The following is a 26,200-nucleotide window of genomic DNA, read 5'->3' on the forward strand; positions in this document are numbered from 1 at the left end:
GGTGAATGGTTAAAGTTAATGTAGAAAATAAGAGGCTGTCGAAAGTTTTCTCGACAGCCTGAGCCATCTAAAAAATAAGATGGCTTTTTATTATGAGAAAAGAAGGAATTTGTCAGTAAATGGCGAAATTAATAATTAGAGAATTGCGTCTCTACTTTATCTAGATCCTCTTTAAATTTTGCCTGTGTAGCCTGAAATAGGTGCCCAAATACGTCTCCGAGCTCGTTATCCAGTACTTTTATACCTTCACCGGTTATCCCGCCCTTTACACATACCTTTTCCTGCAGTGATGAAAGTGTATAATGCCCTTGCTTTAATAATTCACCCAGTCCAACAATCATTTCACTTGCCATAATTGTAGCGGCATCTTCGTCTATTTCTGTCTCTTTTACTGCTGCTTGGATGAAACTTTGGAGAAGATAGCTGAAGAAAGCTGGCCCGCAGCTAACGATATCAGAGGCAGGCCTCGTTATTTTTTCATCAATATGAAACGGCACCCCAATCTTCGTAATTAATTTCTCTACTTCCCTTTTCCAATGGTCTCTGCAATTTTCCCCATAGGTAATCAATGACACCCCAGATAATGCGCGATTTGTAATACTTGGGATTACTCTAACGGCTGAACAGGAAACCTTCTTTTCAATTTGGCTTGTACTGATAGGGCTCGTTATAGAAATGAGACATTTTTCAGGGCTTAAATGTGGTTTAATTTCATCTAGAACTTGAAATACATCTAATGGTTTTACACAAATAAATACCAAGTCGGACTCCGCGGCAACTTCTCTTGGATTCGCTCCAACCCTTAGTTCCCTATATTTATCTTTAAGCACCATAGCTTTTGATTTTGTCCTGTTTGTAATCATGATAGAGGAAGGGGAAATGGCTTTTCCGTCAATCAAGGCCTCCACCAATATTCTCCCCATATTACCGGTACCGATAATGCCTATTTTCATTGTTCCGACCCTCCTTCGCATGCAAGTTTCTTTTATAACCATATGAAAACTGTAAGTGAAATATACCTTTAGAAAGGAAGGATTCAAGTGAAAGACTGGTTGATTGAACACAAGATCATTGTTGTAGTTGTTGCGATTATTGCACTCGGTGGATTTTATTTTTTTTATGTCAATGATACCCCTGAGCCTCTTCCCACTAATTCCCTAAGTAGTGAAGAGAAATTTCAAGGGGAAGAGAAGGAAACAGAAAAGACGAAACCTGCAAATCTTCCGGAATTGCCAGAGAAAATAATGGTAGATGTCAAGGGACAAATCAAACTTCCAGGAGTATACCAAGCAAATACAAGTGAGAGGGTTATTGATGTTATCAGTCGAGCGGGTGGTTTAACGGACAAGGCCGACCAAGGTCAGGTGAATTTTGCCGAGCATGTCCAAGATGAAATGATCATTTACATCCCTGCTAAGGGAGAGGAAGGACTCCCTTCTGCACCCATAGGCGGCAGCCAAATTACTACCAGCGGTAATCAAAAAGAATCAAAAATTAATATAAATAAGGCCGATGAAACTGAATTGCAAAATCTCCCTGGCATTGGTCCAGCCAAAGCGGCTGCCATTATTGAATATAGGAATACAAATGGCCCTTTCAAAGCGATTGAAGACTTGAAAAATATAAGCGGTATTGGGGAAAAAACATTCGAAAAATTTAAAGATTTACTTGCTATATAGTAAATCTCTAATTGACCTAAAGGGACAATCACTATTAAACTTAAGTGGAAGAACATAAAAGGGAGTGGGAGAAGTGGAACGAATCTCATGGGATCAATATTTTATGGCACAAAGCCATTTGCTCGCACTAAGAAGCACATGTACTAGGCTGACAGTGGGAGCTACAATTGTAAGGGATAAACGAATTATTGCTGGTGGCTATAATGGATCAATAGCTGGTGGAGACCATTGTATTGATGAAGGTTGCTTCGTGATTGACAATCACTGTGTCAGAACCATACACGCTGAAATGAATGCGCTGCTTCAATGTGCTAAATTTGGTGTCCCGACAGCAGAAGCTGAAATTTATGTCACCCATTTCCCCTGCTTACAATGCTGTAAAGCGATTATCCAAGCGGGTATTAAAACCGTTTATTACGCGGAGGATTATAAAAATCACCCGTATGCAATTGAACTTTTCCAGCAGGCAAATGTTACCATTGAGAAGGTAGAGCTGCATGAGTCAGTAATTGATTTACGGAAGGTTAGTCAATAATTCTACGGATTGATGCCGGTTATTTCCGGCTCTTCCGTATTTTGTAATGAAAATACCTAAATGGAGAAGTCAAATGAATGGAAAATATATTTATTTTACAATTGCAGCTTTATTTGGTTTGTTATGTGTTCAATTAATATTTCTTCCTTTTTTCTTATTACAAACGCTGTATCTTTATCTTCTTTATAAATACAAACGATTTATGAAATTTCAACTTGGGCTGGTAGCTGTGTGTTTTTTGACCTTCTTGTTTATCGGTCAACACGCAGTCTCAACCAATAAAACAGTCATCCCCCCATCCACTACCACCTTTAATCTTCAATATACCGAGGACCCAAAAATTGATGGTGACTTATTACAAGTGCAGGCTGCTGATGCACGGTACAAGGAAAAACTCCTCATCCGCTACAAAATCCAATCAGAAAAAGAAAAAGATCTATTAAAGACGAAAACCTTTTATCATTGTTTATGCAGGGTGTCAGGCACTCTGGAAAAACCGGCGATTGCCAAAAACCCCAATGCTTTTAATTACCGAATGTATTTATCTAGGAAGAACATTTATTGGATCATCGAGATACAAGAAAACCCATTGCAAACTTGCTCTCCGATGAAACCTTCTCCATTGGAATTGATAAAACAACTTCGATATTCTGGTATTAATTATCTTGAGTCACATTTTCCGATAGAAATTGCTTCGCTTTCCGCCGCCTTACTATTTGGTGACAGAAATTTGTTTGACCCGGAAGTTTTAACTGCGTACCAAAAAACCGGTATTGTTCATTTGCTCGCCATTTCTGGACTCCATGTTTCGTTATTAATTGCGATGGTTTTTTATATCGGCATTCGATTCGGACTAACGAGACAGTATATGATCAATTTTCTTCTCATCATCCTGCCGATTTATGTCATTCTGACAGGCGGTTCACCATCTGTTATTCGCTCAGCGATGATGATTTTCCTCGTGTTACTCACTGTAAAGTTAAGAGCTCGCGTGAGGCTTTTTCCCCTGGATGCTATAAGCATGGCATTTGTTTTCTATTTATTTTTTAACCCAATGGTGATTTTTGATGCTGGCTTTCAACTCTCATTCTCAGTGAGTTTGGTGATCATTTTGTCTGCTCCATATATTTTGCAAGGCTATGAAAAGACCATAACGCGTATGCTTGCGACTTCGTTAGTTGCTCAATTAGCTGCACTCCCGTTCTTACTGTATCATTACTTTGAGGTTTCAATGATAGGTATCATCGCCAATATGGTCTATATTCCTCTTTTTTCATTTGTATACCTCCCAGGATTGTACCTTTTGTTTATCATTCAGTTTATGTTCGGAAAAACTCCGCTTATACTTATTAGTATTTTCAGAACAATCATTAGCCTCTCCAATTATCTTATAGAATATCTTGCTGATTTTACCTTCTTCCGCTTTATCCCTGGAAGACCAAATTGGTTTTTACTCATTATGTATATTTTTATCCTGCTTTTGATTTTTTTTATTTGGGAAACTAAAGCATATCCGAAAAGGAAGGTCCATCTAATCGTATTGAGTGCTGTGCTGATTATTTTTCAACAAGGCTGGAACTGGTTATATCCATATGGTGAAGTGACCATGATTGATGTTGGCCAAGGGGATAGTATTTTGATTCACCTTGCACATGGTGAAGGAACCTATCTCATTGATACAGGCGGAACAATGAATTATACAGAAGAAAAGTGGAGGGAACGAGCTAGTGCCTTTGAGGTAGGAAGGGATGTAGTGGTTCCCTTTTTAAAAGGACAAGGTATTACCAAGATTGACAAACTAATCTTAACTCATGGGGATATGGACCATATTGGGGGGGCATTCTCGATATTAAAAGAGCTTGAAGTAAATCAAATCTTAATGCCTTCAGTAGTCGAGCCATCAACTACTGAACTTGCCATTTTGGAGGAGGCGAAAAAGAAAAACATTGCTGTCATAAAAGTGTCAGAAGGAGACAAGTGGATTAGCGGGGAAAATGAATTTTATATCCTTTCACCTGAAAAGAATTTTGCTGGTGAAAGAAACAGCGGCTCCCTTGCCTTTATTGCTCAATTAGGGGGAGTTAGTTGGTTTTTCGGCGGAGATCTTGATCAAGAAGGGGAAGAGAAAATCATAAAAAAATATCCTAACTTAAAGGTTGATGTTTTAAAAGCTGGTCATCATGGGAGTAAAACATCAAGTGCAGAATCTTTTATTAATCAAATTAACCCAAGAATAGCATTAATTTCGGTCGGTGAAAAAAATCGTTTTGGCCACCCACATTCAGAAGTGCTTAACCGATTAAGAAAAACAAATACAGTTATTTTTCGAACCGATCAGCAAGGAGCAATAACCTATAAATTTTATCAAGGAAAAGGAACCATTTCTCCCTATTTACCATAGGATAAAGCATCTCAAGAAAAATTAAAAAAGACTGCACGAATGCAGTCTCCTATATTACCCATATGTAGCCATTCATTATGAACCGATTACTTTAATGACTGTAGCAACAATAAACATTATGGCAAAAAAACCAAAGGAAACCCCAAATCCTACCCCAGAATCAATCGCGTCGTTTCGTTTACTTTGCACATCTTTTTCAAATTCATTCACAGTCTACCCCTCCTATTTCACATATAGTATAAGTCATTCTCAAGAAAAAATCCAGCGTACATCAAAATGCTTTCCTTAACTGACAAGAGTTGTCAAAATAGTGAGACTGATAAAAGGCTACACTAAACTTACACAAGGAACTCCGCCAGACAATAGAATATCCTAGGGCTTCTATTGCAGGCGTTCATTATAGATTGGGAATTAGCACTTATTGATAAGTGCTAATTCCCTTTAAATGCTTGTCAAATTGTCCAAGCTTCTTTACCATATATATGAGTGGGAGAAGGGGAGCGCTGACAAATGGTAGTGGATATTTGGAGAAAAATTAAACAAAAGGAAATTGCTCCTATTTATTTATTATTTGGAACAGAGACATTCTTAATAAATGAAACAAAGCAATTATTACTTAACCATATTTTAAACGAAGAAGAAAAGGATTTTAATTTTGCAAGCTATGATTTAGAGGAAACGCCAATTGAGGTTGCAATCGAAGATGCTGAAACCTTTCCTTTTTTAGGAGAAAGAAAAGTTATCTTTTTACATAATCCTGTTTTTTTAACGGCAGAAAAATCAAAAGAAAAGATTGATCATAATTTATCTAGGTTCGAAATGTATTTAAAAGAGCCGGCACCCTACTCAGTATTAGTTATTTCGGCACCATATGAAAAATTGGATGAACGGAAAAAAATAACGAAAGAATTAAAAAGAAATGCTGAAATAGTCGAAGCCAAAAAGTTAAATGAACATGATTTACGAAACTGGGTAAAGAGCAGGGCGAAAAGAAGTGGGATTGAATTTGAACCTGATGCTATTGAACAATTGCTCGCATTGGTTGGAACAAATATGTTTATGATTACAAGTGAAGTGGACAAATTAGCATTATACGCTGCAGATGAAAAAAGAATTGATGTCAGCCTAGTGGAAAAATTAGTTGCTCGTTCACTTGAGCAAAATATTTTTACGCTCATTGAAAAAGTGGTTCAGCGAAAACTCGATGAAGCCTTAAGAATTTATTATGATTTGTTAAAACAAAATGAAGAGCCGATTAAGATTCTGGCATTGTTGGCAGGACAATTTAGGTTAATTTATCAAGTGAAGGAGCTCTCGAGAAGAGGATATGGACAGCAGCAAATATCAGGTTTCTTGAAAACACACCCATTCCGAGTCAAACTTGCTCTCGGTCAAGCTCCTAAATTTACAGATGAAGAATTGGCTAATATAATTGACCTCCTTGCTGAAGCGGATTACCAAATGAAAACAGGAGGCATGAATAAATCTTTATTGATTGAGATGTTTCTATTTCATTTGAAGAAATAAAAAAACGATTCCTGTTCAAGGGAATCGTTTTTTTACGCTCAATTATAGAGCGTTAGTTTTTTTCATTAGACGGGATTTTTTACGAGCAGCAGCATTTTTGTGGATAAGACCTTTTGCAGCAGCCTTGTCTAATTTACTAGCAGCAGTTGCAAATACTTCTTTAGCAGCAGCACCGTCGTTAGTAGAAATAGCAGCTTCTACTTTCTTAACAGCAGTACGCATTGCAGATTTCGCAGTTGTATTTTGAGCATTACGAGCTTCGCTTGTTTTTACACGCTTAATAGCAGATTTAATATTAGGCATTACTTTCACCTCCTACAAAGAATCGAGACACTATATGAACTCGACTTAACATTCATAAAAAATAATTCAGAACATGAAATATTTTATCAAATGGAAGCCTATAATGCAATACTTGTTTCTACGAAGAAGAATATCATTTGCATGTTTTATGCCGGAAAGGGCAAAAATAGGGAATAGTTTCTAGATTTTAGGAAAATTTTGATGGGAGTGAATAATAATGGGTGAGTCGATTGACTTAAGTCAGTACTCTGTTCGAACGGATTTGGCAATTGAAGCAAGGGAAATGGTCCTTACACAGCAGAAAGGAACTGTTGGGCAAGAGAAGGATCTTTCACAGATTGAAGGCGTGATTATTAAGGAAAAAGATGTTGATGACATAAAGATTTCATTAGTTGAAGTGACCAAACAGGGTGAACAACAGCTGGGCAAAAAAGCTGGTAGATATTTAACGGTGGAAGTACAAGGGATTCGTCAGCAAAATACAGAGATACAGCAAAAGGTGGAAGAAATTTTCGCTAGAGAGTTTGCTTACTTTTTGGAGGGAACTGGGATTAAAAAGACGGATTCATGTCTTGTTGTTGGGCTCGGAAATTGGAATGTAACCCCCGACGCACTTGGGCCCATGGTTTGTGAAAACTTGTTGGTTACGCGTCACCTTTTTCAGCTTCAGCCGGAAAATGTCGAAGAAGGCTATCGATCCGTAAGTGCACTTTCACCTGGTGTTATGGGTTTAACCGGGATTGAGACAAGTGATATCATTTTTGGAGTTGTTGAAAAAACAAAACCTGATTTTGTGATTGCCATTGATGCACTAGCATCTCGATCGATTGAAAGAGTGAATTCGACGATCCAAATCTCTGATACAGGCATTCATCCTGGTTCTGGTGTTGGTAATAAAAGAAAAGAACTGAGTAAGGAAACCTTGGGTATTCCTGTCATTGCGATTGGAGTTCCGACCGTTGTCGATGCCGTCTCCATTACAAGTGATACGATTGATTTTATTCTCAAGCATTTTGGGAAAGAACTTCGTGAAGGAAATCGGCCTTCGAGGGCACTTGCACCAGCAGGAATGAGTTTCGGAGAAAAGCGAAAATTGACCGAAGAGGATTTACCTGAGGAAAAGCACCGTAAGACGTTTCTTGGGATGATTGGTACACTAGAGGATGATGAAAAAAGAAAATTAATTTATGAGGTGTTATCTCCGATCGGACATAATTTAATGGTCACTCCAAAGGAAGTAGACGTTTTTATTGAAGATATGGCAAATTTGATTGCGAACGGATTGAATTCCTCGCTTCATAGTGCAGTGGACCAAGAGAACGCTGGATTTTATACAAAATAGAAGAATTTTAAGAGGTACTTTCGAAATCTATGTTTTACAGGAAGTGCCTCCAAAATATAACTAGTGGTTCTATCGATTCTAGTATCTTCATAAGATTTACTAGAATCCGATTTGCGAGGTGGAACCATGAAAGCTAGAAATTCAGGAACGTTTGTTATGGTACAAGGATCAAGTTTACTAAAAGCCGCTGGATTACTGTTAATATTTATGATAATGATTTTCTCTATTAGTGGATTATTAACCTCGTTAAAGCCACAATATCGGCCTATGTCATCTTCAGTAAATCAGGCTGCAACCAACGTGAATGGAGCGCTGCTTTATCAATTAATGGGCTGGGAAAACCATCATTTTTTATCAGTTGGACAAGATTGGACGTCAACTCCTAAATTAACCAACTTGGTATTTAAGCTATCAAGCAATATAAATTTAAATGATCCTCGAAGCTTGCTTGGCAGAGAGCTTCCCGGATTCTTTCAATTTGATGGGAAAATTCTTGTGGCTGGTGAGGGTACTAATTATACTAATATGCCAATTGAATCTGCACCTCCTATCAAAATTATGAAAGCAGAGAGGGAGGCTGCTTTGCAAAATTTAGAAGGTATCGAGAAGCCATCAGGTGAAAAGCCCCCTTCAACACCGGGACAAACAACAGGGAATCATAAGGTTGTATATGTTTATTTTACACATACGCGGGAATCTTATTTACCCTATCTCAAAGGTGTGACAGATCCTGATAAAGCTTACCATTCACAAATTAACGTCACCAAAATTGGCGATCAATTAAAAACGAGCTTAGAGGATCGAGGAATCGGTACTTTTATTGATAAAACTGATATCCAGGCGAACTTAAATAAAAAAGGTTTAGGTTACCCAAAATCGTACCAGGAATCTCGCCCGGTTGTTCAAGCAGCCATGGCATCAAACCGTGATTTAGATTATTTTATTGATATTCATAGAGATTCACGCCGCAAGAACCAAACAACAGTTAGCATTAATGGAAAGTCCTTTGCAAAGCTTGCGTTTGTAATCGGTGGCAAAAACCCAAATTATGAAAAGAATGCAAAACTAGCAACAGAACTCCACAATCAACTGCAAAAAAAATATAAGGGTTTAAGTAGGGGAGTAATCATTAAAAATGAAGCTGGGTCTAATAGTATCTACAACCAAAACCTTTCCAATAATGCAATCTTAATTGAATTTGGCGGAGTGGATAATACGTTTGAAGAATTAAATCGGTCAGCTGACGCTCTTGCGGATGTATTTAGTGAATTTTACTGGCAGGCTGAAAAAGTTAACAAGGATGTTGAGCAATCAACCAATAAACAATAGATGTAAGGGAGCATTTTTTATGAAGATGTTCATGTTAAAAAGCTTATGCTTAAGCGCTCTCATGTTAATCTCTGTTTTAGTAGGAATGCAATTAGCAAATGATGGTATTCATAAAATGAAAGGCTATGATGATCCCAATTTTCAAAATGCTGTCAGTTTAAATGAAACGGACAATGACCTAAGAGCTACCTTTCTGGGGAATGATATCTCAAGCCATGATCTTGAGGCAAAGAAGAAGAAACTCGAAGAAATAAGTGCTTATAATTTTTTCTCTTCAATGGGAAAGAAGATGTCTGAAGGGATATCAGGTGCCTCCGAAAAAATAGTTGATCTCATAGCTGATTAAAACGTGTAAGTGGCACCTTTTGGGTGCCGCTATTTTATTTCAGGAAATAATCTTATTAGAGTTTCCATTGAATCTTGTTAATCCTATTGATATAATTCAAAATAGTGTATATGTGCGAGTATAGTAGGAGTGAAATACCGTGAACAATAATGAAAGACTTAAACGACAATCAAAAATTAGAAATTTCTCGATTATTGCCCATATCGATCATGGGAAATCAACATTGGCTGACCGTATTTTGGAAAAAACCAATGCCTTAACCTCTCGGGAAATGAAAGACCAGCTATTAGATTCAATGGACCTTGAAAGAGAACGCGGGATTACCATTAAGTTAAATGCCGTCCAGTTAAAATACAAAGCTAAAGATGGGGAAGAATATATTTTCCATTTAATTGATACACCGGGACATGTCGATTTTACGTATGAGGTATCAAGGAGTCTTGCAGCCTGTGAAGGGGCTGTTTTAGTCGTTGACGCTGCACAAGGAATTGAAGCACAGACACTAGCGAACGTTTACCTTGCCCTTGATAATGACCTTGAAATATTACCAGTCATCAATAAAATCGACTTACCTAGTGCTGACCCTGAACGGGTCCGCGGTGAAATTGAGGAAGTCATCGGCTTGGATGCTTCAGAAGCTGTATTAGCTTCAGCAAAAGCTGGTATCGGGATCGAAGAAATCCTAGAACAGGTTGTACAAAAAGTTCCTGCACCAACCGGAGATCCGGAAGCACCATTAAAAGCGCTGATTTTCGATTCCCTCTATGATGCCTATCGTGGTGTTGTTGCCTACATCCGTGTTGTCGAAGGAACTGTTAAAGTTGGCGACAAAGTAAGAATGATGGCTACTGGGAAAGAATTTGAAGTGAATGAGGTAGGTGTATTTACACCAAAAGCGACGTTGCTTGATGAGTTAACTGTCGGAGATGTTGGCTTTTTATCTGCATCGATTAAAAATGTCGGCGATACTCGTGTCGGTGATACGATTACAAATGCGAAAAATGGGGCAACAGAAGCCCTTCCTGGTTACCGCAAACTCAACCCAATGGTTTATTGCGGGTTATATCCAATTGATACAGCGAAATTTAATGACCTGCGTGAAGCGCTTGAAAAGCTGCAGTTAAATGATTCATCACTTCAATTTGAACCTGAAACATCGCAGGCTCTTGGATTCGGTTTCCGTTGTGGATTTTTAGGACTTCTTCATATGGAAATCATTCAAGAACGGATTGAGCGTGAATTCAAAATCGACCTAATTACGACTGCACCAAGTGTTATCTATCACGTTCACATGACAGATGGTTCTGAAATAAAGGTGGATAATCCATCGGATTTACCAGATCCACAAAAAATAGACCGTGTGGAAGAGCCATATGTAAAAGCAACAATGATGGCTCCGAATGATTATGTAGGAACTATTATGGAACTTTGCCAACTTAAACGCGGGATTTTTGTTACGATGGAATACCTGGCTGAAAATAGGGTGAGTATCATCTACGAGATGCCATTAGCGGAAATTGTTTATGATTTCTTTGATCAATTAAAATCAAGCACAAGAGGATATGCATCTTTTGATTACGAACTAATTGGTTATAAGCCTTCGAGTCTGGTTAAAATGGACATATTGTTAAATGCTGAAAAGGTCGATGCACTCAGCTTTATTGTCCATAAAGATTTTGCGTATGAACGCGGAAAAATCATCGTCGAAAAGCTGAAAGAACTTATTCCAAGACAACAGTTTGAGGTTCCTATTCAGGCTGCAATTGGTCAAAAAATTGTTGCTCGTTCCACAATTAAAGCCATGCGTAAAAACGTATTAGCAAAATGTTATGGTGGAGATATCTCTCGTAAACGTAAATTGTTAGAAAAGCAAAAAGAAGGTAAGAAGCGGATGAAACAAGTTGGATCCGTTGAAGTACCACAAGAAGCATTCATGGCTGTCTTAAAAATGGATGATAACAACACAAAAAAATAAACTAGCGGGAGGTTAGGACAAGCCATTTTTTCGGGCGAATTCTAGCCTCTTTTTGTTACAAGAACAGAGGAAGTGAAAGAAATGATTAAATCTGCTTATCTCCATATCCCCTTCTGCGAACATATTTGCCATTATTGTGATTTTAATAAAGTATTTCTTAAGGGACAGCCGGTAGATGACTATTTAAATGCACTTGATCAAGAAATGAAAATGACGGTTAACCATTTTCCTACAAGTGATCTCCAAACGATATTTGTCGGTGGAGGTACGCCGACATCGTTAAATGAGCAGCAACTGGATCGTTTTTGCGAGAGTATTAACAGGAATTTACCCAAGAGCAAGCAGTTGGAATTTACCTTTGAAGCGAACCCAGGTGATTTAACGAAAGAAAAATTACGAATATTAAAAGATGCAGGTGTAAATCGCCTATCCCTTGGTGTGCAAACCTTTAATGAGGAATTACTAAAAAAAATCGGTCGCGTTCATAAAGCGAAAGATGTTTATCAAACAATTGATAACGCAAAATCTTTAGGCTTTGACAATATCAGCATCGATCTGATCTTCAGTTTACCGTCACAAACGATAACTGATTTTAAAGAGTCGTTAACAGAAGCTTTTTCCCTTGATATCTCACATTACTCAGCCTATTCCTTAATCATTGAACCGAAAACGGTCTTTTATAACCTACTGAAAAAAGGAAAGCTGCCAACTCCTGGTGAGGATGTGGAAGCAGCCATGTATGAATTACTAATGGAAGAAATGGAAAAGCATGGCTTTAACCAATATGAAATTAGTAATTTCTCCAAACCTGGTTTTGAAAGCAGGCATAACTTAACCTATTGGAACAACGAACCCTATTATGGGTTTGGAGCAGGGGCACATAGTTATTTAAATGGGATAAGACGTTCAAATACAGGCCCGTTAAAAAGATATATGGACCAAATTAATAGTGGTATACTCCCTGTTATTGAGGAACATCAGACCTCAAAAGTAGAACAAATGGAAGAAGAAATGTTCTTAGGTTTACGCAAAACAGCCGGGGTATCGGTCCGTCACTTTATTGAAAAGTTTGCTGTTGATCCACTTCAGTTATTCGAAAAAGAGATTGCGGAATTAACTGCTAAACAGTGGTTAGAAGTGGGGAAAGATCATATATTTTTAACAAAAAAGGGCCGGTTGTTAGGAAATGAAGTTTTTCAGGCATTTTTAAGATAACCATTGGATTTTATTAACAGTCTTACTTCAGCTCGTCTATGTTTCTTTTTGATTGACACCATCCCCCCTTTTTTGATAATTTATTAATATAATTAGCACTCGGTAACTAGGAGTGCTAACAGAGGTGATGAATGTTGTTAACAGATCGTCAATTGTTAATTCTTCAGGTTATTGTTGATGACTTTATTCGATCTGCCCAACCAGTCGGCTCAAGAAGCTTGTCGAAAAAAGAGGAAATTTCCTTTAGTTCGGCAACTATTCGCAATGAAATGTCCGACCTTGAAGAGTTGGGATATATTGAAAAGACACATACCTCTTCAGGGCGTGTCCCATCGGAAAAAGGTTATCGGTATTATGTTGATCATCTCCTGTCTCCACAGGTGTTAAATCAGCATGATGTATCCATTATTCAGTCGATTTTTGCTGAGAAACTTTTCGAGTTCGAAAAAATTATTCAAAGGTCAGCAAAAATATTATCGGAATTAACCAATTACACATCGATTGTCCTTGGTCCTGCAGTAAGTATTAATAAGTTGAAAAGAATTCAAATCATCCCATTAAATAAAGAAACCGCGGTGGCTATTTTTGTAACAGATACGGGACATGTTGAAAACAGGACCTTTTCTTTACCGCCCTCCGTGGATGCAAGTGATTTAGAAAAAACAGTAAATATCTTGAATGATCGTTTAGCAGGAGTTCCTCTTGAAGACTTAAATGATAAAATTTATAAGGAAGTTGCCATGCTCTTAAGGCAGCATATCCATAATTATGATTTAATGCTGCATACGATCGCTGATTCATTAAAAATGCCTAGCAATGAAAAACTTTTCTTTGGTGGAAAAACAAATATGTTAAGCCAGCCGGAGTTTCATGATGTAGCAAAACTGCGCAGCCTGCTAACAATGATTGACCAAGAAGAGTGGATCTATAACTTAATCAGAAATGATTCAGCAGGTATTCACGTCAAAATTGGCAGAGAAAATAATAATAGTGTCATGGATAATTGCAGCCTAATCACAGCTACCTATTCAGCAGGGGCTGAAAATTTAGGAACGATTGCCATCCTTGGTCCTACAAGAATGGAATATTCTCGAGTCATTAGCTTATTACAATTTTTTAGTAAGGATTTAACGGCTGTTTTAACAAAGTTGTATCAAAATAAATAGCACTGGAAATATTGAGTAAGGGTGAAAAACCGTTTATTTCACCTAGGTGAAATGCCGTATTTTTCATGCCCTTTCTTGTGAATATGAATTTTAATATAAATGGGTGCAAATGCTTTAAGGGAGGTGAGTAAGTTGACAAATGAGAATAATAACACGATAAATGAAGAAGTTGAGATTGAAAATAATGATAATGTTGAACTTACCGATGATAAAACGGTTGAGACTATTTTTGAAGAGGATGGCACAACAGAAAAAGTTGATGTCCTTCCAGTTGATGAAAAGGAACAGGAAATTCAATTGCTGAAGGCAAAGTTAGAGGAAGCAGATAATCGATATCTACGACTACAAGCAGACTTTGATAATTTCCGGAGGCGTACTAGATTAGATCTAGAAGCGAGCCAAAAATATAGAGCACAAAAATTAATTACAGATTTACTGCCTGCAATAGACAACTTTGAAAGAGCAATGAAAGTTGAAGCAGATAATGAACAAACAAAGACACTTCTGCAAGGGATGGACATGGTTTACCGTAGTTTGCTGGATGCCTTGAAAATTGAAGGTGTTGAACCTATTGAATCGGTAGGCAAAGAGTTTGATCCGCATCAGCATCAGGCTGTAATGCAGGGTGAAGACGAGAACTATGGCTCTAACATTGTGACGGATGAATTTCAAAAAGGTTATATGTTAAAAGATCGTGTCATTCGCCCAGCAATGGTGAAAGTAAATCAATAAAACTACATATTTTTTTTAGGAGGAAAAGGAAATGAGTAAAATTATCGGTATTGACCTTGGTACAACCAACTCTTGTGTGGCTGTCCTTGAAGGTGGCGAACCTAAGGTTATTCCAAATCCAGAAGGCAATCGTACGGCTCCTTCAGTTATTGCTTTTAAAAATGGGGAACGCCAAGTTGGGGAAGTAGCAAAACGCCAAGCAATTACAAACCCAAATACAATTATGTCGATTAAACGCCATATGGGCACAAATTATAAAGTGGAGATTGAAGGCAAAGAGTACACACCACAAGAACTGTCTGCCATTATTCTTCAATATTTAAAATCTTATGCAGAAGATTATCTAGGCGAGCCAGTTACAAAGGCCGTTATTACAGTTCCTGCGTACTTTAATGATGCAGAACGCCAAGCAACAAAGGATGCTGGGAAAATTGCTGGTCTTGAAGTAGAGCGTATTATCAACGAGCCAACTGCAGCAGCTCTTGCCTATGGATTAGACAAAACGGATCAAGATCAAACAATCCTTGTTTATGACCTTGGCGGTGGAACATTTGACGTTTCAATCCTTGAATTAGGCGATGGTGTATTCCAAGTTAAGTCAACTGCCGGTGATAATCGACTTGGAGGGGACGACTTTGACCAAGTCGTTATTGATTACCTCGTTGATCAATTCAAGAAAGAAAATGGGATTGACCTAGCTCAAGATAAAATGGCGTTACAGCGCCTAAAAGATGCAGCTGAAAAGGCGAAAAAAGATTTATCTGGTGTGACTTCTACTCAAATTTCACTACCATTTATCACTGCTGGTCCAGCTGGCCCGCTTCACCTAGAAGTAACGATGACTAGAGCAAAATTTGACGAATTATCTGCGCATCTTGTAGAGCGGACAATGGGTCCAACACGTCAAGCATTAAGCGATGCTGGTTTAACACCTTCAGAAATTGATAAAGTGATCCTGGTTGGTGGTTCAACACGTATTCCGGCTGTTCAAGAAGCAATTAAACAAGCAACTGGACAAGAGCCTCATCGTGGTGTTAACCCAGATGAAGTTGTAGCAATGGGTGCTGCTATTCAAGGCGGTGTAATTACTGGTGATGTAAAAGACGTTGTATTGCTTGACGTTACACCATTATCCCTTGGTATTGAAACAATGGGCGGCGTTTTTACGAAGTTAATTGATCGTAATACAACAATCCCTACATCTAAATCGCAGGTTTTCTCAACTGCTGCAGATAACCAAACAGCTGTTGACATCCATGTTCTACAAGGGGAACGTCCAATGGCGGCCAATAACAAGACTCTAGGACGATTCCAATTATCAGATATTCCACCAGCACCACGTGGAATTCCACAAATTGAAGTAAACTTTGATATTGATAAGAATGGTATTGTAAATGTTCGTGCGAAAGATCTTGGTACAAATAAAGAACAACAAATTACCATTAAGTCTTCAACAGGACTGTCAGACGAAGAAATCCAAAAAATGGTCCGTGAAGCAGAAGAAAACGCAGATGCAGATAAGCTTCGCAAAGAAGAAGTGGAACTTCGTAATGAAGCAGACCAACTTGTCTTTACAACAGAAAAAACCTTAAAAGACCTTGAAGGTAAGGTAGATGCAGGGGAAGTTGCGAAAGCAAATGAAGCGAAGGATGCATTAAAAGAAGCAATTGAGAAAAACGATCTTACTGAAATCCGTGCGAAAAAGGATGCATTACAAGAAATCGTTCAAGCTTTGACAGTTAAGCTTTATGAGCAAGCAGCAGCTGCGCAGCAAGCACAACAGGGCGGCCCTGAGGCTGGAAATACTGCCGGTAAAGATGATGTTGTCGATGCAGAATTTGAAGAAGTAAAAGAGGACAAATAAGAGTTTTTTACAGCTCAGTAAAAAGTCAAAGTCAGAACTATGGGCTTTGGCTTTTTTATTGCAATACCATTGGTATAAATGATAGAATAATCTTTATGTGACAGATTCGGGAGTGGGTAATCATGAGTAAACGGGATTACTATGAAGTACTTGGGATTAGTAAAAGTGCTTCAAAGGATGAAATAAAAAAGGCCTATCGAAAGCTTTCAAAAAAATATCATCCAGATATTAATAAAGAAGCAGATGCGGCGGATAAATTCAAGGAAATAACTGAAGCTTATGAAATATTAAGCGATGATCAGAAAAAAGCACATTATGATCAATTTGGTCATACGGATCCGAACCAAGGCTTTGGCGGCGGTGGAGATTTTGGCGGCGGTTTTGGCGGGTTTGAAGATATCTTTAATACCTTTTTTGGCGGCGGTGGAGGCGGAAGAAGACGTGATCCGAACGCACCAAGACAAGGTGCTGACCTTCAGTACACGATGACCGTAACTTTTGAAGAAGCGGCCTTTGGAAAAGAAACAGATATTGAAATTCCACGTGAAGAAACTTGTGGTACATGCAGTGGGTCTGGGGCAAAGCCTGGAACCAAACCAGAAACTTGCCAGCACTGTCATGGAACCGGGCAGTTAAATGTGGAGCAAAACACTCCATTCGGCAGAATTGTAAATCGTCGTACATGTAATCACTGTAATGGTACCGGGAAAGAAATTAAACATAAGTGCTCTACATGCGGTGGTAAAGGAAAAGTACAAAAGCGCAAGAAAATTCATGTTAAAATACCTGCGGGTATTGATGATGGACAGCAGCTTCGCATGTCAGGTCAAGGAGAAGCCGGGATTAACGGTGGGCCAGCTGGAGATCTTTATGTTGTTTTCCATGTGAGACAGCATGAGTTTTTTGAAAGAGATGGCGATGATATATATTGTGAAATGCCAATCACTTTTGTTCAAGCATCCTTGGGTGATGAGATTGAAGTACCTACATTGCACGGGAAAGTAAAGTTGAAAATTCCTGCTGGGACGCAAACGGGAAAAAAATTCCGATTAAAAGGAAAAGGTGTTCCTAACGTCCGCGGATACGGTGTTGGAGATCAATATATTCTAGTTCGAATCATTACTCCAACAAAACTAACAGATAAACAAAAGCAACTTTTAAAAGAATTCGCAGATCTTAGTGGCTCTTCTCCCATTGGTGAACACGAAGAAAGTTTTTTCTCAAAAGTAAAACGAGCCTTTAAAAGCGAGTAAGGATTGGAGTTGGTAGATGTGAAATGGTCCGAAATCAGTATTCACACAACAAATGAGGCGATTGAACCTATTTCTCATATTTTGCATGAAGCTGGGGCGAGCGGTGTTGTCATTGAAGATCCATTTGAACTGACGAAAGAAAGAGAAGATCAATTTGGTGAAATCTATCAACTCAATCCCGATGATTATCCAGAAGAAGGCGTAATATTAAAGGCTTATCTTCCGGTTAACAGCTTTTTAGGCGAAACGGTGGATGCGATTAAAGAATCAATTAATAATTTAATTATTCACAATATCGATATCGGTAAAAATAAAGTAACCATAAGTGAAGTAAATGAAGAAGAATGGGCAACAGCATGGAAAAAATATTATCATCCTGTGAAAATTTCTGAAAAGTTTACAATTGTTCCGACTTGGGAGATTTATACTCCGGTCAGCAGTGATGAATTAATTATTGAATTAGATCCAGGAATGGCATTTGGAACAGGTACACATCCGACAACTGTCTTGTGTATTCAAGCACTTGAAAGAACGGTTCGTCCTGGTGACCGGGTTATTGATGTGGGAACAGGTTCGGGAGTATTAAGTATTGCAGCAGCAATGCTTGGTGCCGAAGATGTCCGTGCCTTTGACCTTGATGAGGTAGCGGTAACAACTGCTAGAGTGAACATTAAACTCAATAAAGTGAGTGATCGTGCAACAACAGCACAAAATAATCTGCTCGATGGCGTGGAAGAAAATTCTGCTGATGTAGTGGTTGCTAATATACTAGCTGAAGTAATTCTGCGGTTTACTGAGGATGCTGCGAAGGTTGTCAAACCTGGCGGATCTTTTATTACCTCGGGAATTATCAATCAGAAAAAAGATCAGGTTAAAGATTCATTGGTAGCGGCTGGTTTTGAAATTATCGAAACGATTTTGATGGAAGATTGGGTTGCAATCATTGCCAAAAGGTTATAATGGTTGAAAAAAGGGGTGATACTTACCCCTTTTTTTCATGCTATACTTTTAAATGAAGATTTTCTTTTGTAAAATAAATTGTAAATGTTTAGAGAGGGTGCAGGAAGTTTGCAACGATACTTTGTTAAACAACGAGCAAATGGTAATCGTTTTTTGATTGATGAAGAGGACCGCCATCATATCGTCAAGGTTATGCGCATGCAACTCGGTGATCAGATTATTTGTGTTGACCCAGAGGGGAAGCAAGCTGTGTGTGCCCTTGCAGAAATTACCGATACAAGTGTTGTTGCAGACGTTGTACAATGGAAGGATATCGGCTCCGAGCTTCCGATTTCAATAACGATTGCTAGCGGACTACCTAAGGGAGACAAGCTGGAATGGATCATTCAAAAAGGAACAGAACTGGGTGCACATCAGTTTCTCCCATTCTCAGCGGCTCGTTCAGTTGTAAAATGGGACGAAAAAAAAGCAGCGAAAAAAATAGACAGATGGCAAAAAATAGCAAAAGAAGCTGCGGAGCAATCCCACCGTGCCTTTTTACCGGAAGTTAGTAGTGCGATTAGCTTTAAAGAATTGATTTCAAAAAGCATAGACTTTGATTATAAATTGGTTGCTTTTGAAGAAGAGAGTAGAAATGGCGAAACATCCGTTTTTGCGTCTACCCTCAATAAAATGAGCAAAGGTAATTCTCTTCTTTTGGTTTTTGGACCAGAAGGCGGCTTATCTGATGCAGAAGTACAGCAATTAAAGAATAACGATTTTGCAGTTTGTGGGTTAGGCCCAAGAATACTACGAACGGAAACCGCTCCATTATATACATTAGCGGCTATTTCCTATCATTTTGAATTAATGAGGTGAAAATAATGGCAACAGTTGCGTTTCATACATTAGGATGCAAAGTTAATCACTATGAAACTGAAGCTATTTGGCAATTATTTAAACAAGAAGGCTACGAGCGAGTTGATTTTGAATCAATTTCGGACGTTTATATTATTAATACATGTACCGTGACAAATACCGGCGACAAAAAAAGCCGACAGGTCATTCGTCGCGCAGTCAGGAAAAACCCGGATGCGGTAATTTGTGTAACAGGTTGTTATGCGCAAACATCACCTGCAGAAATTATGGCAATTCCTGGTGTGGATGTTGTGGTCGGAACGCAGGACCGGATTAAAATGCTGGAATATATTGAGCAATATAAGCTTGAACGCCAGCCGATTAATGGTGTAGGCAATATCATGAAAAGTCGTATCTATGAAGAACTTGATGTCCCGTCCTTTACCGACCGGACACGTGCCTCTTTAAAAATCCAAGAAGGTTGTAACAATTTCTGTACCTTCTGTATTATTCCATGGGCACGCGGCTTAATGAGATCTCGTGATCCCAAGGAAGTTATCCGTCAAGCCCAACAATTAGTTGATGCTGGTTACCAAGAGATTGTTCTGACTGGTATTCACACTGGCGGTTATGGAGAAGACATGAAGGATTACAATCTGGCACAATTACTTCGTGACTTGGAAACAGTCATAGGGCTAAAACGATTACGTATTTCATCCATTGAAGCAAGTCAGATTACGGATGAAGTGATTGAAGTAATTAAACATTCAACTATTATTGTCAGTCATTTGCATATTCCGTTGCAATCTGGTTCCAATTCTGTTCTAAAAAGAATGCGACGCAAATATACGATGGAGTTCTTTGGAGAAAGATTGGATCGGCTTAAGGAAGTTCTTCCGAGATTAGCAGTAACCTCCGATGTAATTGTAGGTTTCCCAGGTGAAACAGAAAAAGAGTTTATGGAAACTTTTAATTTTATTAATGACCATAAATTTTCTGAACTTCACGTATTCCCGTACTCAAAACGTACAGGAACACCAGCAGCCCGCATGGAAGATCAAGTCGATGAAGAAGTAAAAAATGAACGAGTTCACCGCTTAATTTCCCTTTCAGATCAGCTGGCAAAGGAATATGCCTCACAATTTGAGGATGAAGTGGTAGAAGTGATCCCTGAAGAGGTATCTAAGGATGAAGCTAATTCTGGTTTCCTAATCGGATATACTGATAATTACATGAAAGTTGTTTTCTCAGGGACAGAAGATATGATTGGTAAAATTATTAAAGTAAAGATTACCAAAGCAGGCTACCCATACAACCAGGGACAATTTGTGAAAGTTATTGAGGATTCCGTCTCAAAAACAGATTTGTTAATAGAAGAAGAAGCTGCCATATAAGGACCATTTAGGTCCTTTTTTTTTGTGGTATTTAGGTTAAACTATTTTCAGCCGCAAATTTCATTCTAATCTACTTTGGAGCGTTTTATTTATTCGAATGGACATCGAAGGGAGCATGGTAATGGCTACTACAAATATTGCTGCAATGATTGACCACACCCTACTGAAGCCGGAAGCAACGAGACAGCAAATTGTATCTTTATGCCAAGAGGCGAAGGAATATAAATTTGCTTCGGTGTGTGTAAATCCAACATGGGTAGGCACAGCAAAAGAACTGCTACAAGGCAGTGGTGTAATGGTTTGTACCGTAATTGGATTCCCGTTAGGAGCGACTACTTCTGAAACTAAAGCGTTTGAAACAAAAAACGCTATAGAAAATGGTGCAGAAGAAGTGGATATGGTCATAAATATAGGGGCATTAAAGGATCATAACGATGAGTTGGTGGAAAAAGATATTCGGGCGGTGGTTGAGGCTGCAAAGGGCAAAGCACATACAAAGGTTATTATAGAAACAAGTCTGTTATCAAATGAAGAAAAGATTCGCGCCTGTGAACTTTCTGTTAAAGCAGGAGCAGATTTTGTGAAAACTTCCACCGGATTTTCAACTGGAGGAGCGACAGCGGAAGACATCGCCTTAATGAGGAAAACTGTCGGTCCAGATTTGGGTGTTAAAGCCTCAGGTGGAGTTAGAAGTACGGAAGATGTCCAAAAAATGATTGAGGCTGGAGCGACAAGGATTGGAGCCAGTTCAAGTATCGCCATTGTCAACGGAAAAACTGCTACTTCAGATTATTAAGATGATGTAAATTCCAATAAATATCCAGTAAATCCAGTATGAGACGGCTAAAAAGCCGTCTCAGGCTGTCGAGAAACTTTCGACAGCCTCTTATTTTCTACAATAACTTTAACCATTCACCGCGTTAATTTATTATAATATTATTAATATATAGGCTTTGCAACATGTCTGTTGATTTGTGCTCCAGGCACTTCGCTTTCCGCGGGCGTGCCGGGGAGCCTCCTCGGCGCTGAAGCGCCTGCGGGGTCTCCCCTGCCCCGTACTCCCGCAGGAGTCTGCGTGCCTTCCGCGCAAATCAACAGAGCTGTAAAATCAATAATACACTGCTCTTAACACAACCAAACAATAAAAAATTAAGTGGTGAAATCTATGTTTAAACCAAGAGTATCTACCCAAAGTGAATATGAATTTGTTTCTATTGATGAATTGGTTCCTGACAATCACCTTCTTCGTTTAATCGATAAATAGATTGATCTTTCATTCCTTCTTGAAAAGGTACGTCCTTATTATAGTGATGATAACGGACGCCCTTCCGATCCCACTATTCTATTTAAAATGATGTTTATTGGTTATATATATGGCATCCGATCCGAGCGACAATTACAAAGAGAAATTGAAATGAATGTTGCCTACCGCTGGTTTTTAGGCCTGAAATTTAAGGATCCTGTTCCACACCACTCAACGATTAGTTGGAATCGCCAACATCGTTTTAAAGGTACCGATATCTTTCAGGAAATATTTGATGAGATTGTTCTCCAGGCAATGAATCACAAAATGGTAGGTGGTCGTGTCTTATTTTCGGATTCTACTCATTTAAAGGCTAACGCTAATAAACATAAATTCACAAAACAAGAAATTGAAGTAGAGACTCGTGAATATTTTGATGAATTGAATAAAGCCGTAGAAGAGGACAGATTAGCTCACGGAAAAAAGCAGTTAAAGGAAAGGGAAGAAGTGAAGGAAACTAAAGAAATTCGGGTTAGTACCACTGATCCTGAATGTGGATTTATGTCTCGTGAAAATAAGCAGGAAATGTTTTGTTATCTCGATCACCGGACTACTGATATGAAATTTAACATTATTACCGATGTATATGTTACTCCTGGAAATGTTCATGATTCTGTTCCTTACCTAAGCCGGTTGGACCGTCAGGTCCAACGATTTGGATTTAAGGTAGAAGCTGTGGCACTTGATTCCGGTTATCTCACGAACCCGATTTGTAAGGGATTATCTGACCGAAATATCTTTGGAGTAATTGCCCATAGAAGATTTCATCCTACTACTGGTTTATTCCCAAAATGGAAATTTACATATGATAAAGAACGAGATCTATACGTTTGTCCTAATAATCAAGAATTACCCTACAGTACAACAAACCGTGAGGGTTATAAAGAATATAAGTCTGATTCGAAGAAATGTGAAAACTGCCCACTTCTTTCCCAATGTACACGCTCCAAAAATAAGGTAAAAGTAGTGACACGTCATGTTTGGGAAGAGCACAAGGAAAGGGTAAGGGAAAATCGCTTATCTAAATCTGGAAAAATGCTTTATAAATTTAGAAAGGAAAAAATTGAGCGAAGCTTCGCAGACTCAAAAGAGCTGCACGGGCTTCGCTATTGCCGGTTACGGGGATTGAAGAAAGCAAACGAACAGGCTCTCCTTACGGCAGCCTGCCAAAATATGAAAAAGATTGCAACACAATTAGCAAGGCTAGAAAAAGTGTGTTGCAATTCTTTAGGTTGATTACCTCCCTGTTGATTTCCGCGGAAGGCACGCAGACTCCTGCGGGAGGACGGGGCTGGGGAGACCCCGCAGGCGCTAGCGCCGAGGAGGCTCCCCGGACCGCCCGCGGAAAGCGAAGTGCCTAGAGCGGAAATCAACAGGCCCATTAGCAGGTACAATGAATAATTAAATGCTGAGAATAAAAAATTGCCGAGAAAAATACCCTTTCTCGACAATCTGAGACGGCTAAAAAGCCGTCTTATTTTTATGTACTTGGATTTTTAGGTGTTTTATCATGTAAAAATAAAATCATTTTCCCAAACCTCGTTGCAAAAGGTAAGACCAATAAAGAAGTGGCAACATTAAAGATGACACTTATATGGGCTAATTGGACATTTTTTGTATCTGCAAGAAGTGGGGCATTGTCAGTAAGTGATGGGATGAGCGGGATAAAAAGCAATACCCCAAATACATTGAGCCAAACGTGGGCAAATGCAGCTAATCTCGATTCCTTTCCCCCGCCAATCGAAGCAACAAGGGCGGTAATACATGTCCCAATATTCGCCCCGAGGACAATAGCAATACCTGCATCAAGCTGCAAGAGCCCAGCTGTTAGGAAACTCATTGCAATTCCAGTCATCGCCGTACTCGATTGAATAATAGCTGTCATTATGGTACCAGTTAACAGGCTTAAAAGAATCTGATCATTTATGGAAAGGATAAAATTATTGATCATATTCATCGATGTTAACGGGACAGCAAGCATTTCGAAGCCTTTCATAGCTGCAAAAACAGAGGATATTCCAAATAGCAGCATCCCGATACTTCTCGCTTTTTTATTTTTAAATAATATAAGAAGGGCTCCACAAATAGCGAGTGGAACGAGGACTTTATCAATATTAAATGTAATTAATTCTGTTTTAAAGGTAGTTCCAATATTTGTCCCTAGAATAATCCCAATCGACTGAGGGAACGTCATGATCTTTGCTGAAATTAATCCAATTGTAATCACCATTACGGCAGTGCTGCTTTGTAATAATGCTGTAATAAATGTCCCTGTTAGCATCCCTTTTAAGGGAGTACTAGTAAGTTTAATCAGCCAGCCCTTTAATTTATTTGCTGATAAATTAAACAGCGCAAATCTAATAATGGTCATTCCAAAGACAAATAATAAAATGCAAAGAATAAATAATAATATGTATAACATTTGTATGGCCCCCCTCGCTTCATTGTATGGTGGGGGAAGGAGGGACATGCCACTTTTTAAGGGAAATTAAGACAAGTCTTTATTTAATTGAATAAAAAATAAAAAGCATGTATTATCACTGTGAATTTCAGTTGACCTTGTATCAAGGTTATATTATAATTGCAAGGTACATGGATTGAATGTTAGTGTGTTGTGTTTCGGAGGGAGGGAAAGAGAATGTCTAAAACCGTCGTTCGTAAAAACGAATCGCTTGAAGATGCTCTTCGTCGCTTCAAACGTACAGTATCAAAAACTGGTACTTTGCAAGAGGCAAGAAAGCGCGAATTCTATGAAAAGCCAAGTGTAAAACGCAAGAAAAAGTCTGAAGCAGCTAGAAAACGTAAGTTTTAAGAGAGGGTGTAATACATGAGTCTTCTCGAGCGTTTGAATAATGATATGAAACAAGCGATGAGAAACAAGGAAAAAGACAAACTCTCAGTAATTCGGATGGTAAAAGCTTCATTGCAAAATGAAGCTATCAAGCTCGGTACAAAAGAGCTTGCAGAAGATGTAGAGTTAACAGTCCTTTCTCGCGAAGTAAAACAACGCAAAGACTCCCTCCATGAATTTGGTAAAGCTGGTCGTGATGACCTAGTTGATAAGTTGCGTACAGAGTTGGCTATCGTTGAATTGTATATGCCAAAACAGCTTTCTGAAGAGGAACTGGTGGAAATTGTTAAAGAAACAATTTCTGAAGTCGGCGCAAAATCAAAAGCAGAAATGGGAAAAGTGATGTCTGCGATTATGCCTAAAGTAAAGGGTAAAGCAGATGGGGCACTTGTAAATAAACTTGTACAACAACACCTTTCATAGTATTCTGACAGGAAGACTGTAGGCTTTTAGCCTGCGGTCTTTTATTATTTTTAATGAAACTTAATTGACTTTCAAACGTAATAGTAATTGTCGAAGCTAAAGAAAGAAAGGGGGCCTTGGAATGATTGGATTTCTTACTGACCCGATTGTGGTAACCGTTCTATTATCGATTGCGGGAATCGGAATTGTATTAGAGCTTTTTTCATCCAAGTTTGGTGTGGCAGGATTTATTGGTGTGTTTGCGCTCATTTTATTCTTTTATGGGCATTTTCAAGCAGGACTTGCAGGTTATGGTACTTTACTATTATTTGTGGCAGGATTATTGCTGATTTTCTTGGAGTTCTTTTTACCTGGAGCTATTTCTGGCACACTTGGTGTTGCCGCTTTAATTTTAAGTCTTTTTTTAGCAGGAGCGGACACCATTCAAATCGGGGTATCCATCTTAATTGCGATTTTCTTATCTGTCCTAGTTTTCTTTATGATGATTAAGATTTTTGATAAAAAGCTTGTTTTATTTAATAAAATGGTTCTTTTTGATTCAGCCAGAAAAGAAGATGGTTATGTTTCTAATATTAATCGTACCGATCTGTTGGGAATGGAAGGGATTGCCTTAACCATATTACGCCCAGCAGGAACCGTTATTATTAACAACGAAAGAATTGATGCGGTAACCGAAGGCGGCTTTATCGAGCAGAGTGCAATCGTTAAAGTCATTAAGGTTGAAGGAGCGCGTATTGTTGTAAGAGAATTAGAATAAAAGAAGGG

At 38.6% G+C, this 26,200-nt stretch carries 23 protein-coding genes and 2 pseudogenes; 21 read left to right on the plus strand and 4 right to left on the minus strand.

Annotation, left to right across the window (positions count from 1 at the left end):
• Positions 1–128: 128 nt before the first annotated feature.
• On the minus strand, positions 129–953 hold the full coding sequence (gene comER, locus ACSU6B_RS20640; protein WP_410888178.1) for a late competence protein ComER: 825 nt from the start codon (positions 951–953) through the stop codon (positions 129–131).
• 87 nt (positions 954–1,040) lie between these two features.
• Between comER and ACSU6B_RS20645 the strand changes: the two genes are divergently transcribed.
• The 3 genes and pseudogenes from ACSU6B_RS20645 to ACSU6B_RS20655 all read left to right on the plus strand — a co-directional run bounded on the left by ACSU6B_RS20645 (position 1,041) and on the right by ACSU6B_RS20655 (position 4,615).
• Complete coding sequence (locus ACSU6B_RS20645) at positions 1,041–1,679, plus strand: helix-hairpin-helix domain-containing protein (RefSeq protein WP_410888180.1); 639 nt, start codon at positions 1,041–1,043, stop codon at positions 1,677–1,679.
• 73 nt (positions 1,680–1,752) lie between these two features.
• Positions 1,753–2,199: pseudogene (locus ACSU6B_RS20650) on the plus strand (ComE operon protein 2); the annotation flags it as partial.
• Positions 2,200–2,287: 88 nt separating this feature from the next.
• Positions 2,288–4,615, plus strand: a complete 2,328-nt coding sequence (locus ACSU6B_RS20655; RefSeq protein WP_410888182.1) for a DNA internalization-related competence protein ComEC/Rec2 — start codon at positions 2,288–2,290, stop codon at positions 4,613–4,615.
• 75 nt (positions 4,616–4,690) lie between these two features.
• Here ACSU6B_RS20655 and ACSU6B_RS20660 read toward each other — a convergent pair whose 3' ends face one another.
• Positions 4,691–4,825 (minus strand): YqzM family protein, encoded by a 135-nt coding sequence (locus ACSU6B_RS20660; RefSeq protein WP_026563518.1) that lies wholly within the window; start codon positions 4,823–4,825, stop codon positions 4,691–4,693.
• A 300-nt stretch (positions 4,826–5,125) separates the two neighbouring features.
• Between ACSU6B_RS20660 and holA the strand changes: the two genes are divergently transcribed.
• On the plus strand, positions 5,126–6,142 hold the full coding sequence (gene holA, locus ACSU6B_RS20665) for a DNA polymerase III subunit delta (RefSeq protein ID WP_214998461.1): 1,017 nt from the start codon (positions 5,126–5,128) through the stop codon (positions 6,140–6,142).
• Between the two features lie 42 nt (positions 6,143–6,184).
• Here holA and rpsT read toward each other — a convergent pair whose 3' ends face one another.
• Positions 6,185–6,445, minus strand: a complete 261-nt coding sequence (rpsT, locus tag ACSU6B_RS20670) for a 30S ribosomal protein S20 (protein WP_088089041.1) — start codon at positions 6,443–6,445, stop codon at positions 6,185–6,187.
• A 217-nt stretch (positions 6,446–6,662) separates the two neighbouring features.
• On the opposite strand from rpsT, the gene gpr reads away from it, so the two are divergent.
• The 14 genes and pseudogenes from gpr to ACSU6B_RS20740 all read left to right on the plus strand — a co-directional run bounded on the left by gpr (position 6,663) and on the right by ACSU6B_RS20740 (position 23,397).
• A complete protein-coding gene (gene gpr / locus ACSU6B_RS20675; RefSeq protein ID WP_410888184.1) occupies positions 6,663–7,787 on the plus strand; it encodes a GPR endopeptidase in 1,125 nt (374 codons plus the stop codon).
• A gap of 126 nt (positions 7,788–7,913) precedes the next feature.
• Positions 7,914–9,116, plus strand: a complete 1,203-nt coding sequence (gene spoIIP / locus ACSU6B_RS20680; protein WP_410888186.1) for a stage II sporulation protein P — start codon at positions 7,914–7,916, stop codon at positions 9,114–9,116.
• A 19-nt stretch (positions 9,117–9,135) separates the two neighbouring features.
• A complete protein-coding gene (locus tag ACSU6B_RS20685; RefSeq protein ID WP_214998464.1) occupies positions 9,136–9,462 on the plus strand; it encodes a DUF3679 domain-containing protein in 327 nt (108 codons plus the stop codon).
• A gap of 139 nt (positions 9,463–9,601) precedes the next feature.
• Positions 9,602–11,437 carry a translation elongation factor 4 gene (gene lepA, locus ACSU6B_RS20690; protein WP_214731552.1) on the plus strand — a complete coding sequence of 612 codons (1,836 nt, stop codon included), beginning with the start codon at positions 9,602–9,604 and terminating at the stop codon, positions 11,435–11,437.
• Positions 11,438–11,518: 81 nt separating this feature from the next.
• Positions 11,519–12,652 carry a radical SAM family heme chaperone HemW gene (gene hemW, locus ACSU6B_RS20695; RefSeq protein ID WP_410888188.1) on the plus strand — a complete coding sequence of 378 codons (1,134 nt, stop codon included), beginning with the start codon at positions 11,519–11,521 and terminating at the stop codon, positions 12,650–12,652.
• A gap of 134 nt (positions 12,653–12,786) precedes the next feature.
• The gene (hrcA, locus tag ACSU6B_RS20700; protein WP_214731941.1) at positions 12,787–13,818 is read left to right on the plus strand and encodes a heat-inducible transcriptional repressor HrcA; all 1,032 of its coding nucleotides are present in this window, start codon (positions 12,787–12,789) and stop codon (positions 13,816–13,818) included.
• 132 nt (positions 13,819–13,950) lie between these two features.
• The gene (gene grpE, locus ACSU6B_RS20705; RefSeq protein WP_410888190.1) at positions 13,951–14,550 is read left to right on the plus strand and encodes a nucleotide exchange factor GrpE; all 600 of its coding nucleotides are present in this window, start codon (positions 13,951–13,953) and stop codon (positions 14,548–14,550) included.
• A gap of 31 nt (positions 14,551–14,581) precedes the next feature.
• A complete protein-coding gene (gene dnaK / locus ACSU6B_RS20710) occupies positions 14,582–16,414 on the plus strand; it encodes a molecular chaperone DnaK (protein ID WP_088089033.1) in 1,833 nt (610 codons plus the stop codon).
• 122 nt (positions 16,415–16,536) lie between these two features.
• Entirely contained in the window at positions 16,537–17,667 is a 1,131-nt protein-coding gene (gene dnaJ / locus ACSU6B_RS20715; protein ID WP_214998468.1) for a molecular chaperone DnaJ, read from the plus strand.
• Between the two features lie 18 nt (positions 17,668–17,685).
• Entirely contained in the window at positions 17,686–18,627 is a 942-nt protein-coding gene (prmA, locus tag ACSU6B_RS20720; RefSeq protein WP_168245124.1) for a 50S ribosomal protein L11 methyltransferase, read from the plus strand.
• Between the two features lie 108 nt (positions 18,628–18,735).
• Complete coding sequence (locus ACSU6B_RS20725; protein WP_410888192.1) at positions 18,736–19,485, plus strand: 16S rRNA (uracil(1498)-N(3))-methyltransferase; 750 nt, start codon at positions 18,736–18,738, stop codon at positions 19,483–19,485.
• A gap of 5 nt (positions 19,486–19,490) precedes the next feature.
• Positions 19,491–20,858, plus strand: a complete 1,368-nt coding sequence (gene mtaB / locus ACSU6B_RS20730; RefSeq protein WP_410888194.1) for a tRNA (N(6)-L-threonylcarbamoyladenosine(37)-C(2))-methylthiotransferase MtaB — start codon at positions 19,491–19,493, stop codon at positions 20,856–20,858.
• Positions 20,859–20,979: 121 nt separating this feature from the next.
• Positions 20,980–21,654: a deoxyribose-phosphate aldolase gene (gene deoC, locus ACSU6B_RS20735; protein WP_410888196.1), complete on the plus strand. Its 675-nt coding sequence runs from the start codon at positions 20,980–20,982 to the stop codon at positions 21,652–21,654.
• Between the two features lie 369 nt (positions 21,655–22,023).
• Positions 22,024–23,397, plus strand: a pseudogene (locus ACSU6B_RS20740) (IS1182 family transposase).
• 244 nt (positions 23,398–23,641) lie between these two features.
• Here ACSU6B_RS20740 and ACSU6B_RS20745 read toward each other — a convergent pair.
• Positions 23,642–24,583 carry a Na/Pi symporter gene (locus ACSU6B_RS20745; RefSeq protein ID WP_410888198.1) on the minus strand — a complete coding sequence of 314 codons (942 nt, stop codon included), beginning with the start codon at positions 24,581–24,583 and terminating at the stop codon, positions 23,642–23,644.
• A 216-nt stretch (positions 24,584–24,799) separates the two neighbouring features.
• Here ACSU6B_RS20745 and rpsU point away from each other — a divergent pair, with 216 nt between their 5' ends.
• From rpsU to ACSU6B_RS20760, 3 genes are all read left to right on the plus strand, one after another.
• Positions 24,800–24,973 carry a 30S ribosomal protein S21 gene (gene rpsU / locus ACSU6B_RS20750; RefSeq protein ID WP_007087607.1) on the plus strand — a complete coding sequence of 58 codons (174 nt, stop codon included), beginning with the start codon at positions 24,800–24,802 and terminating at the stop codon, positions 24,971–24,973.
• A 15-nt stretch (positions 24,974–24,988) separates the two neighbouring features.
• Positions 24,989–25,435, plus strand: a complete 447-nt coding sequence (locus ACSU6B_RS20755) for a GatB/YqeY domain-containing protein (protein WP_088089026.1) — start codon at positions 24,989–24,991, stop codon at positions 25,433–25,435.
• A 121-nt stretch (positions 25,436–25,556) separates the two neighbouring features.
• Complete coding sequence (locus ACSU6B_RS20760) at positions 25,557–26,192, plus strand: NfeD family protein (protein WP_410888200.1); 636 nt, start codon at positions 25,557–25,559, stop codon at positions 26,190–26,192.
• Positions 26,193–26,200 lie beyond the last annotated feature (8 nt).

Source organism: Neobacillus sp. C211, assembly GCF_051842875.1.
Classification (GTDB): Bacteria; Bacillota; Bacilli; order Bacillales; family Cytobacillaceae; genus Neobacillus.